The sequence below is a fragment of the Agromyces sp. MMS24-JH15 genome (assembly GCF_043518605.1).
Classification (GTDB): Bacteria; Actinomycetota; Actinomycetes; order Actinomycetales; family Microbacteriaceae; genus Agromyces.
The window spans coordinates 2,524,955-2,539,446 of the sequence record NZ_CP171358.1; the positions used below are offsets into that span (position 1 = coordinate 2,524,955).

Annotated in this window: 16 protein-coding genes; 14 read left to right on the plus strand and 2 right to left on the minus strand. The window is 70.4% G+C overall.

Going from position 1 to position 14,492, the window contains the following annotated elements; translation table 11 throughout:
- Window positions 1-936, minus strand: coding sequence for a cysteine synthase A (gene cysK, locus ACDF64_RS11430; RefSeq protein WP_394551375.1), 936 nt, complete (start codon window positions 934-936; stop codon window positions 1-3).
- A 92-nt stretch (window positions 937-1,028) separates the two neighbouring features.
- Here cysK and prmC point away from each other — a divergent pair, with 92 nt between their 5' ends.
- Window positions 1,029-1,916 (plus strand): peptide chain release factor N(5)-glutamine methyltransferase, encoded by an 888-nt coding sequence (prmC, locus tag ACDF64_RS11435; protein WP_394551376.1) that lies wholly within the window; start codon window positions 1,029-1,031, stop codon window positions 1,914-1,916.
- Window positions 1,917-1,957: 41 nt separating this feature from the next.
- Here prmC and ACDF64_RS11440 read toward each other — a convergent pair whose 3' ends face one another.
- Window positions 1,958-2,980 (minus strand): TetR/AcrR family transcriptional regulator C-terminal domain-containing protein, encoded by a 1,023-nt coding sequence (locus ACDF64_RS11440; protein WP_394551378.1) that lies wholly within the window; start codon window positions 2,978-2,980, stop codon window positions 1,958-1,960.
- Between the two features lie 111 nt (window positions 2,981-3,091).
- On the opposite strand from ACDF64_RS11440, the gene ACDF64_RS11445 reads away from it, so the two are divergent.
- From ACDF64_RS11445 to ACDF64_RS11505, 13 genes are all read left to right on the plus strand, one after another.
- A complete protein-coding gene (locus tag ACDF64_RS11445; RefSeq protein ID WP_394551380.1) occupies window positions 3,092-4,021 on the plus strand; it encodes an ATP-binding cassette domain-containing protein in 930 nt (309 codons plus the stop codon).
- 2 nt (window positions 4,022-4,023) lie between these two features.
- Complete coding sequence (locus ACDF64_RS11450) at window positions 4,024-4,860, plus strand: ABC transporter permease (RefSeq protein WP_394551382.1); 837 nt, start codon at window positions 4,024-4,026, stop codon at window positions 4,858-4,860.
- A gap of 63 nt (window positions 4,861-4,923) precedes the next feature.
- Window positions 4,924-5,727: an L-threonylcarbamoyladenylate synthase gene (locus ACDF64_RS11455; RefSeq protein ID WP_394551384.1), complete on the plus strand. Its 804-nt coding sequence runs from the start codon at window positions 4,924-4,926 to the stop codon at window positions 5,725-5,727.
- Complete coding sequence (locus tag ACDF64_RS11460) at window positions 5,724-6,968, plus strand: MraY family glycosyltransferase (protein ID WP_394551386.1); 1,245 nt, start codon at window positions 5,724-5,726, stop codon at window positions 6,966-6,968. The genes ACDF64_RS11455 and ACDF64_RS11460 overlap by 4 nt, the downstream gene beginning before the upstream one ends.
- The gene (locus ACDF64_RS11465) at window positions 6,965-7,444 is read left to right on the plus strand and encodes a hypothetical protein (RefSeq protein ID WP_394551387.1); all 480 of its coding nucleotides are present in this window, start codon (window positions 6,965-6,967) and stop codon (window positions 7,442-7,444) included. The genes ACDF64_RS11460 and ACDF64_RS11465 overlap by 4 nt, the downstream gene beginning before the upstream one ends.
- 175 nt (window positions 7,445-7,619) lie before the next feature.
- The gene (gene atpB / locus ACDF64_RS11470) at window positions 7,620-8,417 is read left to right on the plus strand and encodes a F0F1 ATP synthase subunit A (protein WP_394555124.1); all 798 of its coding nucleotides are present in this window, start codon (window positions 7,620-7,622) and stop codon (window positions 8,415-8,417) included.
- A 47-nt stretch (window positions 8,418-8,464) separates the two neighbouring features.
- Window positions 8,465-8,698, plus strand: a complete 234-nt coding sequence (gene atpE, locus ACDF64_RS11475; RefSeq protein ID WP_394551389.1) for an ATP synthase F0 subunit C — start codon at window positions 8,465-8,467, stop codon at window positions 8,696-8,698.
- Between the two features lie 28 nt (window positions 8,699-8,726).
- On the plus strand, window positions 8,727-9,290 hold the full coding sequence (locus tag ACDF64_RS11480; RefSeq protein WP_394551391.1) for a F0F1 ATP synthase subunit B: 564 nt from the start codon (window positions 8,727-8,729) through the stop codon (window positions 9,288-9,290).
- A gap of 3 nt (window positions 9,291-9,293) precedes the next feature.
- The gene (locus tag ACDF64_RS11485) at window positions 9,294-10,085 is read left to right on the plus strand and encodes a F0F1 ATP synthase subunit delta (protein ID WP_394551393.1); all 792 of its coding nucleotides are present in this window, start codon (window positions 9,294-9,296) and stop codon (window positions 10,083-10,085) included.
- A 79-nt stretch (window positions 10,086-10,164) separates the two neighbouring features.
- Window positions 10,165-11,805, plus strand: coding sequence for a F0F1 ATP synthase subunit alpha (atpA, locus tag ACDF64_RS11490; protein WP_394551395.1), 1,641 nt, complete (start codon window positions 10,165-10,167; stop codon window positions 11,803-11,805).
- A 44-nt stretch (window positions 11,806-11,849) separates the two neighbouring features.
- Complete coding sequence (locus tag ACDF64_RS11495; protein WP_394551397.1) at window positions 11,850-12,746, plus strand: F0F1 ATP synthase subunit gamma; 897 nt, start codon at window positions 11,850-11,852, stop codon at window positions 12,744-12,746.
- Between the two features lie 20 nt (window positions 12,747-12,766).
- Entirely contained in the window at window positions 12,767-14,224 is a 1,458-nt protein-coding gene (atpD, locus tag ACDF64_RS11500) for a F0F1 ATP synthase subunit beta (RefSeq protein ID WP_394551399.1), read from the plus strand.
- A gap of 2 nt (window positions 14,225-14,226) precedes the next feature.
- On the plus strand, window positions 14,227-14,487 hold the full coding sequence (locus ACDF64_RS11505) for a F0F1 ATP synthase subunit epsilon (RefSeq protein ID WP_394551401.1): 261 nt from the start codon (window positions 14,227-14,229) through the stop codon (window positions 14,485-14,487).
- The last annotated feature ends 5 nt before the right edge of the window (window positions 14,488-14,492 follow it).

Genomic DNA, 14,492 nt, shown 5'->3' on the forward strand with positions numbered 1-14,492 from the left:
TCAGTCAAGCAGACCCTCGTACAGGACCGTGGACAGGTACCGCTCGCCGTAGCTCGCGACGATGACCACGATGGTCTTGCCGGCGTTCTCGGGGCGCTTGGCGAGCTCGAGCGCCGCGTACACCGTCGCGCCCGACGAGATGCCGCCGAGGATGCCCTCCTCGGTGCCGAGCAGGCGTGCGGTCGCGACGGCCTGGTCGATGTTCACGTCGATGATCTCGTCGTAGACCTCGCGGTCCAGGATCGCGGGCACGAAGTTCGCGCCGATGCCCTGGATCTTGTGCGGGCCGGGCGCGCCGCCGGTGAGGATCGGCGACTCGAGCGGCTCGACGCCGACGATCTGGACGCCGGGCTTGCGGGCCTTCAGCACCTGGCCGGTGCCGGTGAGCGTGCCGCCCGTGCCGATGCCGGCGACGAAGATGTCGACGCCGCCGTCGGTGTCCGCCCAGACCTCCTCCGCCGTGGTGCGGCGGTGGATCTCGACGTTGGCCTCGTTCTCGAACTGGCGGGCCAGGATCGCGCCGGGCGTCTCGGCCGCGATCTGCTCGGCCTTGGCGACCGCGCCCTTCATGCCCTCCGAGCCGGGCGTGAGCACGAGCTCGGCGCCGTAGGCCTTGAGGAGCGCGCGGCGCTCCTTCGACATGGTCTCGGGCATCGCGAGGATGACCTTGTAGCCGCGCGCGGCGCCGATCGCCGCGAGCGCGATGCCGGTGTTGCCGCTCGTGCCCTCGACGATGGTGCCGCCGGGCTGGAGCTCGCCGGACGCCTCGGCGGCGTCGACGATGCCGACGCCGAGACGGTCCTTCACGCTCGCGCTGAAGTTGTAGAACTCGAGCTTCGCGAGCACCGTGGCCTCGGCGCCGTCGGTGATGCGGTTGAGTCGGACGAGCGGCGTGTTGCCGAACGCCTGGGTGATGTCGTCGTAGACCTTCGCCATGTGGGGGACCCCTCTCGGGTCGGAGCGTGCGGGATGCCCCCCAAGCGTACGGATGGCCGATCGTGTGCGGCCAGTGCGTTACATTCCATTTCGTGGAGGCGCAGGATTCGACGGATGCCCCGGGCACGCCCGTGCGCGACGCGCTGCGTGCAGCGGCGGACCGGCTGCGCGCGGCCGGTGTCCCCGATCCCGAGGTCGACGCAGAGCTGCTCGTCGGCCACGTCGCGGGGCTCAGCCGCGGCGGCGTGCAGGCGCGGGCGATCGTGGGCGGGGTGCTCTCGCCGGCCGAGGCATCCGCACTCGATGCGCTCGTCGCGCGCCGCGCCGCGCGCGAGCCGCTGCAGCACGTGACCGGTCGCGCGCCGTTCCGCTCGCTCGAGCTCGCGGTCGGCCCTGGCGTGCTGGTGCCGCGCCCGGAGACCGAGCTCGTCGCGCAGCTCGCGATCGACGCGCTGCGCGCGGTGCCCGATCCGTCGCCGATCGCGGTCGACCTCGGCACCGGGAGCGGCGCGATCGCGATCGCGCTCGCGACCGAGGTGCCGCACGCGCTGGTCTGGGGCGTCGAGCTGTCGCCCGATGCGATGGCCTGGGCGCGGCGGAACGCGGGCGAGGCGGATGCCCCGAACCTGCGACTCGTCGACGGCGACCTCGCGGACGCGCTGCCCGAGCTGGACGGGCGGGTCGCGGTCGTGGTCTCGAATCCGCCCTACGTCCCGGCCGCGGCGGTGCCCGCGGATCCCGAGGTGCACCGGTTCGACCCGGCGGTCGCGCTGTACGGCGGCGAGGACGGGCTCGACGTGATCCGGGTGCTGTCGCGTCGGGCGGCGGCGCTGTGCCATCCCGGCGGGGTGCTCGTGATCGAGCACGCCGAGCACCAGTCCGCCGCGGTGGCGGCGCTCCTCCGCGCCGACGGCTGGCGTGCGGTCGCGCACCATCGGGACCTCACGCTGCGGGATCGCGCGACGACCGCAGTGCGCTGACCGGTCGCCCGCACGGGCCGCCCCCGTGCGGCCGCCGCGGGTCAGCCCCGACCGGCCCGCTCCGCCTGACGTTCGGCGTCGCGCGCGGCCCGTTCCGCGTCGCGCGCCCCGCGCTCGTCGGCGCGTCGGCGGTCCTCGCGATCCTTCTCGAGCGCGCGCTTGACGGCCTCGCGCTCGCGCTTCTGCGCCTCGCGGAGCGCCTTCTCGGCCTCGCGTCTCGCCTTCGCCGCCTCGCGCACGGCGCGATCCCGGGGGAGGGCGAGCGAGGGGGGCGGGACGAGGGGGGCGGGCGTCGGACGGCCGTCGGCCAGGCGGGCGACGTGGTACTCGATGCCGTCGAGGATGCGCTCGATGCCGAAGACGGTGTCGTCCGCGGTGTCGGGCTCGCCGTCGGCGAGGTAGTCCCCGCCGAGGAACACGGGCGCGAGGTCGGGGAACCGCTCGGGCGTGACGAGTTCGGCGAGCGCGGCGAACGCGCCCGCTCCGGGCTGCTGCGCGCCGTCGGCGTCGCTCCCGGCGGCGGCGGCGATGTCGCGCTCCTGGGCGCCGGTCGCACGGATGTAGCTCGTGAGCAGGAGGAGCGTCGAGATCTTCTCGCCGTCGGTGAGGGGGAGGTCCCTCGCCTCGCGGAGGAACCAGTCGACGATCGCGAGGGCGTTGGGCGTGACGGGCGCGCCGGAGACGGGGATGTCGACGAGCCAGGGATGCTCCGCGTACGCGCCGCGGACGGCGGCGACCCACGCGGTGAGCCCGGTGCGCCAGTCGCGCTCGATGCCGGAGTCCGGGATCGGCAGGACGCTCGCGGCCTCCTGCATGAGCAGGACGAGGTCGTCCTTGCCCGTGATGTAGCGGTAGAGCGACATCGTCGTGTAGCCGAGCGACTGCGCGACCCGGCTCATCGACACCGCGCCGAGGCCCTCGGCGTCGGCGATCCCGACCGCGGCCTCGACGATCCGCTCGATGCTCAGCTCGCGCTTCGGCCCGCGCTGCGGGTTGACGACCACGCCCCAGGCGAGCGCGACGCCGCGGGGGAGTTCGGGTTCGGCGGGGCTGTCGGCGGTCATCCGGATCCGTTCCTCGGCGGGTGCTTGCGTCCCAGTCTAGAACTGTGTATTAGTTAAACAGCTGTTGACGGCATACACAGTGTATGCGATAGACGAAAGGGAGGGCGATCCATGTCGCTCGCGATCGAGGCCGAGGGCCTCACCCGGCGCTTCGGCCGGCAGGAGGTGCTCCGCGGCGTCGACCTGCGGGTCGCCGCCGGCTCGGTCTTCGCCCTGCTCGGCCCGAACGGGGCGGGCAAGTCGACCACCATCAACATCCTGACGACCCTCGTCCGCCCGGACGGCGGTCGTGCCCTCGTCGCGGGGCACGACGTCGTGCGCGAGGCCGACGCCGTTCGTGCGCGGATCAGCCTCACGGGCCAGGCCGCGGCCGTCGACGAGGTGCTCACGGGCCGCGAGAACCTCGTGATGCTCGCACGGCTGTCGGGGCTCGGCGCGCGAGCGGCCAGGGCCCGCTCGGCCGACCTGCTCGACCGCTTCGACCTCGCCGAGGCGGCCGACCGCCGCGTCGCCACGTACTCGGGCGGCATGCGCCGGCGGCTCGACCTGGCGCTCAGCCTCGTCGTGCCGACCGACGTGGTGTTCCTCGACGAACCCACCACGGGGCTGGACACCCGGAGCCGCCAGGAGCTCTGGCGGATCATCCGCGAGGTCTCCGACGCCGGGGCGACCGTCTTCCTCACCACCCAGTACCTCGAGGAGGCCGACCAGCTCGCCTCGCGCATCGCCGTGCTCGACGACGGCCGGGTCGCCGCCGAGGGCACGTCGGAGGAGCTCAAGGCGCGCGTCGGCGGCGAGGTCGTCGAACTCCGCGGCCCCGACGACGAGCTGCTCGCCGAGCGGCCCACGGACGGCACCGTGCACGGCCTGCGCGCGGCCGTCGACGAGCTCGACCGGCTCGAGGCATCCGCCGCAACCGACGCGCGCGTGGTGCTGCGCCGCCCGAGCCTCGACGACGTGTTCCTGTCCATCACCGGCGGCGCCGCGCCCGCGGCGACCGCCGAACCATCCGACCGCGACCTCGTCACGACGAAGGGCTGACCATGACCACCGCAGTCGCACCCGCCGCACCCACGCCGCCGACCGCACGCGCGACCGGCCCCGTCTCGGTCCGCCGCCGGCCGAGCGGCCTCGTGCCCGAGGCCGTCTTCATCCGCCGCAGCATCACGCACTCGCTGCGCGACGCCGAGGCCCTGCTCATGGCGGTCCTCCTGCCGACCATGCTCATGCTGCTGTTCACGTTCGTGTTCGGCGGCGCGCTCGACCCGAGCGGCGGGTACGTCGACTACGTCGTGCCCGGGATCATCCTGCTCTGCGCGGGCTTCGGCGCGAGCTCGACGGCGACGTACGTGGCGCGCGACATGACGACCGGCATCATCGACCGGTTCCGCACCATGCCGCTCCGCGCGAGCGCGGTGCTCACCGGGCACGTCATCGCGAGCGTCCTGCGCAACCTGATGGCCACCGCCGTCGTCATCGCCGTCGCGCTCCTCGTGGGGTTCCGCCCGACCGCGGACCCGCTCGAGTGGGTCGGCGCGATCGGGCTCATCGCGCTGTACATCCTCGCGATCACGGCGCTCTTCGCGGCGATCGGGCTCGCGGCGCACAGCCCCGAGGCCGCGAGCGCCTACGGGTTCATCCTGCTGTTCCTGCCGTACCTCTCGAGCGCGTTCGTGCCGGTCGACACGCTGCCCGACTGGCTGCGGTGGATCGCCGAGCACCAGCCGATCACGCCCATCATCGAGGCGATCCGGAGCCTGCTGATGGGCACCCCGATGGGCGACTCGGGCTGGCTCGCGCTCGGGTGGTGCACGCTCATCATCGCGGTAGCGATGACGTGGGGGACCTGGCTCTACCGCCGCAAGGCCGGCCGGCGCTGACGGCCGCCGGGCGCCCCGGATGAACCGTGGGCGCCCGGCGCCGTGCACTATGATCGAGCGGTCATGAGTGAGATCTTCGACTGTTCGGTCGACGCCCAGCTCCTCACCGGAATGCGGCTCGCGCGTGGCGCGATCGGACGCGGTGAGCTCGTGGTGATCCCGACCGACACCGTCTACGGGCTCGCCGCGAACGCCTTCGACGCCGCCGCGGTGCAGCGGCTCCTCGATGCCAAGGGCCGCGGCCGCACCTCGCCGCCGCCCGTGCTCGTGCCGGGCGTCCCGACGCTGCACGCGCTGGCCGCGGAGGTGCACGACCACGTCCGCGACCTCGTCGCCGAGTTCTGGCCCGGCGGGCTCACCGTCATCGTGCCCGCGCAGCCGTCGCTGCAGTGGGACCTCGGCGAGACGCGCGGCACGGTCGCGCTCCGGATGCCGGACCACCGCATCGCCCTCGAACTGCTCAGCGAGACCGGTCCGCTCGCGGTCTCGTCGGCGAACCTGTCCGGGCAGCCCGCGGCCACGACCGCCGACGGTGCCCGGGACATGCTCGGCGACTCGGTCGCGGTCTACCTCGACGGCGGCGCCGCCGGCGCGGACTACGACGCCGTGGGGGAGCGCCCGGGCGACACGTCGTCGACGATCGTCGACGCGACCGGCCTCTCGTCGGGCGGCCGCCTGCGCATCGTCCGCGCGGGCGTGATCACCCGGGCCGAGCTCGAGCGGGTCGTGGGCGCCGACGCGTTCGAGGCGCCGGCGGCGGCGGTGCCGGATCCTCCGGACGATCCGGATGCCGCGGATGATCCGGATGCCGCTTCGACCGGGGCATCCTCCTCGATCGACGACGGGACGGACGCCGCCGCCTCATGACCCTGTTCCTCGCGCTCGCACTGCTCACGGCCGTCGTCACGTTCGCCGGCTCGCTCCTGGTCTGGAAGCTGAGCCTCAAGTACCGGCTGTACCCGAAGATCCGCGAGCGCGACGTGCACACGCGCCCGACGCCGAGGCTCGGCGGGGTCGCGATGTTCGTCGGCATCCTCGTCGGGTTCGGCGCGGCCGCGTTCGTGTCCGAGCTCGGCCCGACCCGGTTCTCGAACGTCGCGATCATCTTCGAGAACCCGGCGCAGATCCTCTCGATCCTCGGCGCCGCGCTCCTCATCGTCCTGATCGGCGTCGCCGACGACATCTGGGACCTCGACTGGATGACCAAGCTCGCGGGCCAGTTCATCGCGGCGGGCCTCGTCGCCTGGCAGGGCGTGTCGATCGTGTCGCTCCCGATCGGCGGCATAGCGGTGGGCTCGTCGTGGATGAGCGCGACCATCACGGTCTTCACGATCGTGCTCGTGATGAACGCCGTGAACTTCATCGACGGGCTCGACGGCCTGGTCGCCGGGGTCGCGCTCATCGCCAACGGCGTGTTCTTCATCTACTCCTACCTGCTCGTGCAGCAGACGTCGCCGTTCAACTACTTCAACCTCGCGTCGCTCATCGCGGTGGTCCTGATCGGCGCGCTGGCGGGCTTCCTGCCGTTGAACTGGCATCCGGCGAAGCTCTTCATGGGCGACGCGGGGGCGCTGCTCGTCGGCCTCCTGATGGCGACGTCCGCGATCGCGGTGACCGGCCAGATCAACCCCGGCGCGGTCGGCTTCGACCAGCTGTTCGCCGCGTTCATGCCGATCATCCTGCCGTTCGCGGTCCTCGTGATCCCGCTGCTCGACTTCGGCCTCGCGGTCGTGCGACGACTGAACGCCGGCAAGTCGCCGTTCTCGGCCGACCGCAAGCACCTGCACCACCGGCTCCTGGACATGGGGCACTCGCACCTGCACGCGGTGCTCATCCTGTACGGCTGGACCGCGGTGATCGCGGTCGGATGCCTCCTGACGTACGTGTTCCCGGTCTACTTCGGGATCGACGCGTTCTGGGCGTTCGCGCTCATGGGCGTCGGGTTCCTCGTCTGCACCGCGGTCACCCTCGCCCCGCTCGGCCGTCGCCGTCGCCTTGCCGCCGCGGCCGCCGACACCCAGCCGATCGCGGAGCAACCGGCCCCCGGAGCGGCGGATGCCGCGACGCGCGGCGAGCCCGCGCACGAACCCAGCACTGGAGCCCGATGACCCCCACCGACCCGCAGCCCGCCGACCGCACGCCGACGTCGAACCCGATCCTGAAGCGGGCGCTCCGCTGGGGCGCGCTGCTGGCCGGCGTGATCCTCGTCGTCGGCGCCGTGCTCGGTTACGTCTTCGCCGGCACCGAGGGCCTCGTGAGCGCGATCCTCGGCACCGTGATGGCCGTCGTGTTCATGGGGATCACGGCCGCGAGCATCCTCGTCGCCAACCGCTACGCGAACAGCGACGCGTTCGTCGGCGTGTTCTTCGGGATCGTGCTCGGCGGCTGGCTCGTGAAGTTCATCCTCTTCATCGTGCTCGTCGTCGTGCTCCGGGATGCTCCGTGGCTGAACCCGACCGTGCTGTTCCTCAGCATCGTGGCGGGCGTGATCGCCTCGCTGCTCGTGGATGTCCTCGTCGTCGCGCGGGCCCGCCTGCCCTACGCCAGCGACGTCACGCTTCCGCCCGCGCCCGAGGACGACTGAGGCGCGCCGTCGGATTCGTCCGGCGGTAGAAGTCTTGCTACAGTACTCGTGATCCCCTTCGGTTTCCGCGGTGCACTGTGCCGTGCCGGTGCCGCATGGGAACATCCCGATATTCGACGACGCGAGAGCCGAGCTCCACGCCCCGAAACAGGAGACAGCGCTGCTAGCACACGCTCTGAACCTGCTGGTTCCGACTGCAACCGACGACGGTGAGTTCCACGGGCCTTCGCTCGAAGAGTTCTTCCCCGGCCCGCTCCTGTTCGAGGGCACGGCCTTCGAGATCAACCGGATCATGCTGGTCCGCTTCGTCGCGGTCATCGCCCTCCTCCTCGTCTTCTGGCTCGGCACGCGCCGCATGCGCGTCGTGCCCGGCCGCTTCCAGAGCCTGGTCGAGATGGGCCTCGACGTCGTCCGCGTGAACATCGCCGAGGACCTCCTGGGCAAGAAGGACGGCAAGCGATTCCTGCCGATCCTCACGACGATCTTCTTCATGGTGCTGTTCATGAACATCACCGGCATCATCCCCGGCCTGAACATCGCCGGCACCTCGGTCGTGGGCGTGCCCCTCGTGCTCGCGATCGTGTCGTACGTCACCTTCATCTACGCGGGCATCAAGAAGAGCCCGGCGAACTTCTTCAAGAACGCGCTCTTCCCGCCCGGCGTCCCGCTCCCGGTCTACCTGATCGTCACCCCGATCGAGCTCATCTCGACCTTCGTGATCCGGCCGGTGACGCTCACCCTCCGACTCCTGATGAACATGATCGTCGGGCACCTGCTGCTCGTCCTGTTCTTCTCGGCGACGTCGTTCTTCCTCTTCACCATGGGCGGGTGGTGGTCGATCCTCGGCGTCGGTTCGCTGGCGATGGGCTTCGTCTTCACCCTGTTCGAGATCCTCGTCGCCGTCCTCCAGGCGTACGTCTTCGCGCTCCTGACCGCTGTCTACATCCAGCTCGCGGTCGCCGAGGAGCACTGAGCCCGGGCATCCCGCCCGAATCCAACCCCAGGAAAGGAAACCCCAACGTGGACGCAACCACCGTTCTCGCTGAGATCAACGGCAACATCGCGACGGTCGGCTACGGCCTCGCGGCGATCGGCCCGGCCATCGGCGTCGGCATCGTCGTCGGCAAGACGATCGAGGGCGTCGCTCGCCAGCCCGAGCTCGCCGGCCGCCTGCAGACCCTGATGTGGATCGGTATCGCCTTCACCGAGGCGCTCGCCTTCATCGGCATCGCCACCTACTTCATCTTCGTCTGATCCGTCCCACGCACCTGAGGAGGCCAACGTGCTTCATGCAGTACTGAGGGCTGCGGAGGAAGGTCACGAGGCGACGCCCAACCCGATCCTGCCTGAGACGTACGACCTCGTATGGTCCACGGTCTGCTTCGTCATCATCCTCGTCTTCTTCTGGATCTACGTGCTCCCGCGCGTCCAGAAGATGCTCGACGAGCGTGCCGAGGCGATCGAGGGCAACATCGCGAAGGCGGACGAGGCCCAGCGCAAGGCGGAGCAGGCGCTCGAGGAGTACACCTCGCAGCTCGCCGGCGCCCGCACCGAGGCCGCGAACATCCGCGACACCGCCCGCGAGGACGGCAAGCGCATCGTCGCCGACGCCCGCGAGCAGGCGCAGGCCGATGCCGCGCGCGTCACCGCGACCGCCCAGGCCCAGATCGAGGCCGAGCGCCAGGCGGCCTACACGTCGCTGCGGACCGAGGTCGGCACCATCGCGATCGACCTCGCGTCGGGCGTCGTCGGCGAATCGCTCAGCGAGGACGCCAAGGCCCAGGCAGTGATCGACCGATTCCTGGCCGACCTCGAGGCCGAGGCCCCCGCCGGAGGGAAGAAGTAACCGATGGGTAGCGCAACGAGAGAGGCCCTGGCCGGTGCCCGGGCGCAGCTCGCGTCCCTCGGCCGTGCCTCGCTGCCGGTCGCTGAGGACCTCCTCGCCGCGGACCGCGTCATCGCCGCCACGTCGCAGCTGCGTTCCGCGCTGACGGACGTCGAGGTGGATGCCCCGCAGAAGCTGGTGCTGGTCGAGACCGTGTTCGGCGGCAGGATCGCGGCCGAGGCCGTGACCCTGCTCGCGGCGGCGGCGACCAACCGGTGGTCGAGCACCTCCGACTTCCTCGCGGGCGTCGAGGAGCTCGGCATCCGGGCCGCGACGCTGGCCGCCGGTGACGTGGAGGTCGACGCCGAGCTGTTCGCCTTCGAGCGCACCGTCGCCACCGACGCGGAGCTCGAGCTCGCGCTCGGCTCCAAGCTCGGGCCGGTCGGCGCGAAGGCGAAGCTCGTCGAGCAGCTGCTCGACGGCAAGGCGAGCGCGGCGACCGTCGCGATCGTCCGCCACCTCGTGCTCAGCCCGCGCGGCCGCCGCATCGGGCAGATGCTCCGTCACGCGGCTGCGATCGTCGCCGACGAGCGCGGGTTCGACGTCGCGACGGTCACCTCCGCGGTGCCGCTCTCGTCGACGCAGCTCGCCCGACTCGGCGACAGCCTGTCGGCCCAGGCCGGTCGGCGCATCCGATTCGACACCATCGTCGATCCCGCCGTCGTCGGCGGGGTTCGCGTGCAGATCGGCGACGACGTCATCGACGGCAGCGTCGCCTCGCGCCTCAGCCAGCTGAGGCAGCAGCTTGCCGGCTGACGCCGGACGACAACGACCGGCGTCCTGCGCCGCGACACACCAGTAGCTGTACAAGCGGTACAGAAAAAAGGGAAAGACAATGGCAGAACTCTCCATCAGCCCCGATGAGATCCGTTCGGCTCTCACGGAGTTCGCCCAGGCCTACGAGCCCGGCGCGGCCCAGAAGACCGAGGTCGGATACGTCCTCGACGCTGCAGACGGCATCGCCCACGTCGGCGGCCTCCCGTCCGTCATGGCGAACGAGCTCATCCGCTTCGCGGACGGCACGCTCGGCCTGGCGCTGAACCTCGACGAGAACGAGATCGGCGTCGTCGTGCTCGGCGAGTTCACCGGCATCGAGGAGGGCATGGAGGTCACCCGCACGGGCGAAGTCCTCTCCGTCCCCGTCGGCGAGGGATACCTCGGCCGTGTCGTCGACCCGCTCGGCAACCCGATCGACGGCCTCGGCGAGATCACCGGCATCGAGGGCCGCCGTGCGCTCGAGCTCCAGGCGCCCGGCGTCATGCAGCGCAAGTCGGTGCACGAGCCGCTCCAGACCGGCATCAAGGCCATCGACGCGATGATCCCGGTCGGCCGCGGCCAGCGCCAGCTCATCATCGGCGACCGCCAGACCGGCAAGACCGCGATCGCGATCGACACGATCATCAACCAGAAGGCGAACTGGGAGTCGGGCGACCCGAACAAGCAGGTCCGCTGCATCTACGTCGCGATCGGCCAGAAGGGCTCGACCATCGCCTCGGTGAAGGGCGCCCTCGAGGACGCCGGCGCGATGGAGTACACCACCATCGTCGCGGCCCCGGCCTCCGACCCGGCCGGCTTCAAGTACCTCGCGCCGTACACGGGCTCGGCCATCGGCCAGCACTGGATGTACGACTCGAAGCACGTCCTGATCATCTTCGACGACCTGTCGAAGCAGGCCGAGGCCTACCGCGCCGTGTCGCTGCTGCTGCGCCGCCCGCCGGGCCGCGAGGCCTACCCGGGCGACGTCTTCTACCTGCACTCGCGGCTCCTGGAGCGTTGCGCGAAGCTGAGCGACGAGCTCGGCGCGGGCTCGATGACCGGCCTGCCGATCATCGAGACCAAGGCGAACGACGTCTCGGCGTACATCCCGACCAACGTGATCTCGATCACCGACGGCCAGATCTTCCTCCAGTCCGACCTGTTCAACGCGAACCAGCGCCCGGCGGTCGACGTCGGCATCTCGGTGTCGCGAGTCGGCGGCGACGCGCAGGTCAAGTCGATCAAGTCGGTCTCCGGCACGCTGAAGCTCGAGCTCGCGCAGTACCGCTCGCTCGAGGCCTTCGCGATGTTCGCGAGCGACCTCGACGCCGCGAGCCGTCGCCAGCTGGCGCGCGGCGCGCGGCTGACCGAGCTCCTCAAGCAGCCGCAGTACTCGCCGTACCCCGTCGAGGAGCAGGTCGTCTCGATCTGGACCGGCACGCGCGGCAAGCTGGACGAGGTCCCCGTCGAGGACATCCTGCGCTTCGAGCGCGAGCTCCTCGACTACGTCGGTCGCAACACCGACATCCTCGACGTCCTCCGCGAGACCAACAAGCTCGAGGACGAGACCATCGCCAAGCTCGAGGCCGCCGTCGACGGCTTCAAGCAGGAGTTCCAGACCGGTGAGGGCAAGCCGCTCGCCTCGGTCGGACGCGAGGAGTTCGAGGCCATCGCCGCAGAGGACGTCAACCAGGAGCAGATCGTCAAGGCCCGCCGCTGACGCGGACCGGACCGGACGTCTGACACCAGGGATACAGGAGAGACATGGGAGCGCAACTTCGGGTCTACCGGCAGAAGATCAAGTCTGCCCAGACGACGAAGAAGATCACCAAGGCGATGGAGCTCATCGCCGCCTCGCGCATCCAGAAGGCGCAGGCACGGGTGACCGCGTCGACGCCGTACTCGCAGGCGATCACGCGCGCCGTCTCGGCCGTGGCGACGTATTCGAACGTCGACCACGTGCTGACGACCGAGCCGGAGCGGATCGAGCGCGCGGCCGTCGTGATCCTCACGTCGGATCGCGGACTTGCAGGCGCGTTCAACTCGCAGGTGCTGCGCGAGGCGGAGCAGCTCTCGGAGCTGCTCCGCTCGCAGGGCAAGGAGGTCGTGTACTTCCTCGTCGGGCGCAAGGCGGTGGGCTACTTCCAGTTCCGCCGCCGCTCCTCGGAGCGCCAGTGGACCGGCAGCTCGGAGAACCCGGAGTTCGAGCTCGCGAAGGAGATCGCCGACGCGGTGCTCGAGTCCTTCCTCCGTGACGCGGCCGACGGCGGCGTCGACGAGATCCACGTCGTCTACAACCGCTTCATCAGCATGATGACGCAGACCCCGTCGGTCGTGCGCCTCCTGCCGCTCGCGGTCGTCGAGGGCATGGAGGAGCCGGACGGCACCGTCCAGCCGCTGTACGAGTTCGAGCCCGACGTCGAGACCGTCCTCGACGCGCTCCTGCCCGTCTACGTCGAGAGCCGCATCTTCAACGCGCTGCTGCAGTCCGCCGCCGCGAAGCACGCGGCGACGCAGAAGGCGATGAAGTCGGCGAGCGACAACGCCGACAAGCTCATCACCGACTACACCCGCCTGGCGAACAACGCACGCCAGGCCGAGATCACGCAGCAGATCTCCGAGATCGTGGGCGGCGCCGACGCGCTCGTCGCCAAGAAGTAATCCAGAAAAGAGAGAGACGAATGACTGACACCGCAACCGCGCCGGTCGCCGAGTCGACCGCCGGCGTCGGCCGCATCGCCCGAGTCACGGGCCCCGTCGTCGACATCGAGTTCCCGCACGACTCGATCCCCGAGATCTACAACGCTCTCCAGACCGAGATCACGATCGGCGAGGCGACCACCGTCCTGACGCTCGAGGTCGCCCAGCACCTCGGCGACGACCTGGTCCGCGCGATCGCGCTCAAGCCGACGGACGGCCTCGTCCGCGGCCAGGAGGTCCGCGACACCGGCGAGGCGATCTCGGTGCCCGTCGGCGACGTCACCAAGGGCAAGGTCTTCAACGTCATCGGCGAGGTGCTGAACGCCGAGCCGGGCGAGACGATCGAGATCACCGAGCGCTGGCCGATCCACCGCAAGCCCCCGGCCTTCGACCAGCTCGAGTCGAAGACGCAGCTCTTCGAGACCGGCATCAAGTCGATCGACCTCCTCACCCCCTACGTGCAGGGTGGAAAGATCGGCCTGTTCGGTGGTGCGGGCGTCGGCAAGACGGTCCTCATCCAGGAGATGATCCAGCGCGTCGCGCAGGACCACGGTGGTGTCTCGGTGTTCGCCGGCGTCGGCGAGCGCACGCGTGAGGGCAACGACCTGATCCACGAGATGGAGGAGGCGGGCGTCTTCGACAAGACCGCCCTCGTCTTCGGCCAGATGGACGAGCCGCCCGGGACGCGTCTGCGCGTCGCCCTGTCGGCCCTCACGATGGCGGAGTACTTCCGCGACGTGCAGAAGCAGGACGTGCTCCTCTTCATCGACAACATCTTCCGCTTCACGCAGGCGGGCTCGGAGGTCTCGACCCTCCTCGGCCGCATGCCGTCCGCGGTGGGCTACCAGCCGAACCTCGCCGACGAGATGGGCGTCCTCCAGGAGCGCATCACGTCGACGCGTGGTCACTCGATCACCTCGCTGCAGGCGATCTACGTCCCCGCCGACGACTACACCGACCCGGCGCCGGCGACCACGTTCGCGCACCTCGACGCCACCACCGAGCTCTCTCGCGCGATCGCTTCGAAGGGTCTCTACCCGGCGATCGACCCGCTGACCTCGACCTCGCGGATCATGGACCCCCGCTACCTGGGCGCCGACCACTACCGTGTGGCCACGGCGATCAAGCAGATCCTCCAGAAGAACAAGGAACTGCAGGAGATCATCGCGATCCTCGGTGTCGACGAGCTCTCCGAGGAAGACAAGATCACCGTGTCGCGCGCGCGCCGGATCGAGCAGTTCCTCTCGCAGAACACGTACATGGCGAAGAAGTTCACCGGCGTCGAGGGCTCGACGGTTCCGCTCAAGGAGACGATCGAGTCGTTCGACGCGATCGCCCGCGGTGACTTCGACCACGTCGCCGAGCAGGCGTTCTTCAACGTCGGTGGCATCTCCGACGTCGAGGAGAAGTGGGCCGCGATCCAGAAGGAGAACGGCTGAGCATGGCCGCCCTCAACGTGAGCGTCGTCTCGGCGGACCGCGAGGTCTGGTCGGGAGAAGCCGCCATGGTGATCGCGCGCACGGTCGAAGGCGAGATCGGCATCCTGCCGGGTCACGAGCCCATGCTCGCGATCCTCGCCGCCGGCCAGGTGCGCGTCACCCTCGCGGGTGGTGAGAAGATCACCGCACAGGCGGAGGACGGCTTCCTCTCGGTCCAGGACGACAACGTCCAGGTCGTCGCCGCGCGCGCAGCGCTCGACTAGGGCAG

Bases quoted from the DNA above. Each gene is read 5' to 3' on its own strand.
- cysK (WP_394551375.1), bottom strand. From the start codon at position 936: ATGGCGAAGGTCTACGACGACATCACCCAGGCGTTCGGCAACACGCCG.
- ACDF64_RS11440 (WP_394551378.1), bottom strand. From the start codon at position 2,980: ATGACCGCCGACAGCCCCGCCGAACCCGAACTCCCCCGCGGCGTCGCG.
- ACDF64_RS11445 (WP_394551380.1), top strand. From the start codon at position 3,092: ATGTCGCTCGCGATCGAGGCCGAGGGCCTCACCCGGCGCTTCGGCCGG.
- ACDF64_RS11450 (WP_394551382.1), top strand. From the start codon at position 4,024: ATGACCACCGCAGTCGCACCCGCCGCACCCACGCCGCCGACCGCACGC.
- ACDF64_RS11455 (WP_394551384.1), top strand. From the start codon at position 4,924: ATGAGTGAGATCTTCGACTGTTCGGTCGACGCCCAGCTCCTCACCGGA.
- ACDF64_RS11460 (WP_394551386.1), top strand. From the start codon at position 5,724: ATGACCCTGTTCCTCGCGCTCGCACTGCTCACGGCCGTCGTCACGTTC.
- ACDF64_RS11465 (WP_394551387.1), top strand. From the start codon at position 6,965: ATGACCCCCACCGACCCGCAGCCCGCCGACCGCACGCCGACGTCGAAC.
- ACDF64_RS11485 (WP_394551393.1), top strand. From the start codon at position 9,294: ATGGGTAGCGCAACGAGAGAGGCCCTGGCCGGTGCCCGGGCGCAGCTC.
- atpA (WP_394551395.1), top strand. From the start codon at position 10,165: ATGGCAGAACTCTCCATCAGCCCCGATGAGATCCGTTCGGCTCTCACG.
- ACDF64_RS11495 (WP_394551397.1), top strand. From the start codon at position 11,850: ATGGGAGCGCAACTTCGGGTCTACCGGCAGAAGATCAAGTCTGCCCAG.
- atpD (WP_394551399.1), top strand. From the start codon at position 12,767: ATGACTGACACCGCAACCGCGCCGGTCGCCGAGTCGACCGCCGGCGTC.
- ACDF64_RS11505 (WP_394551401.1), top strand. From the start codon at position 14,227: ATGGCCGCCCTCAACGTGAGCGTCGTCTCGGCGGACCGCGAGGTCTGG.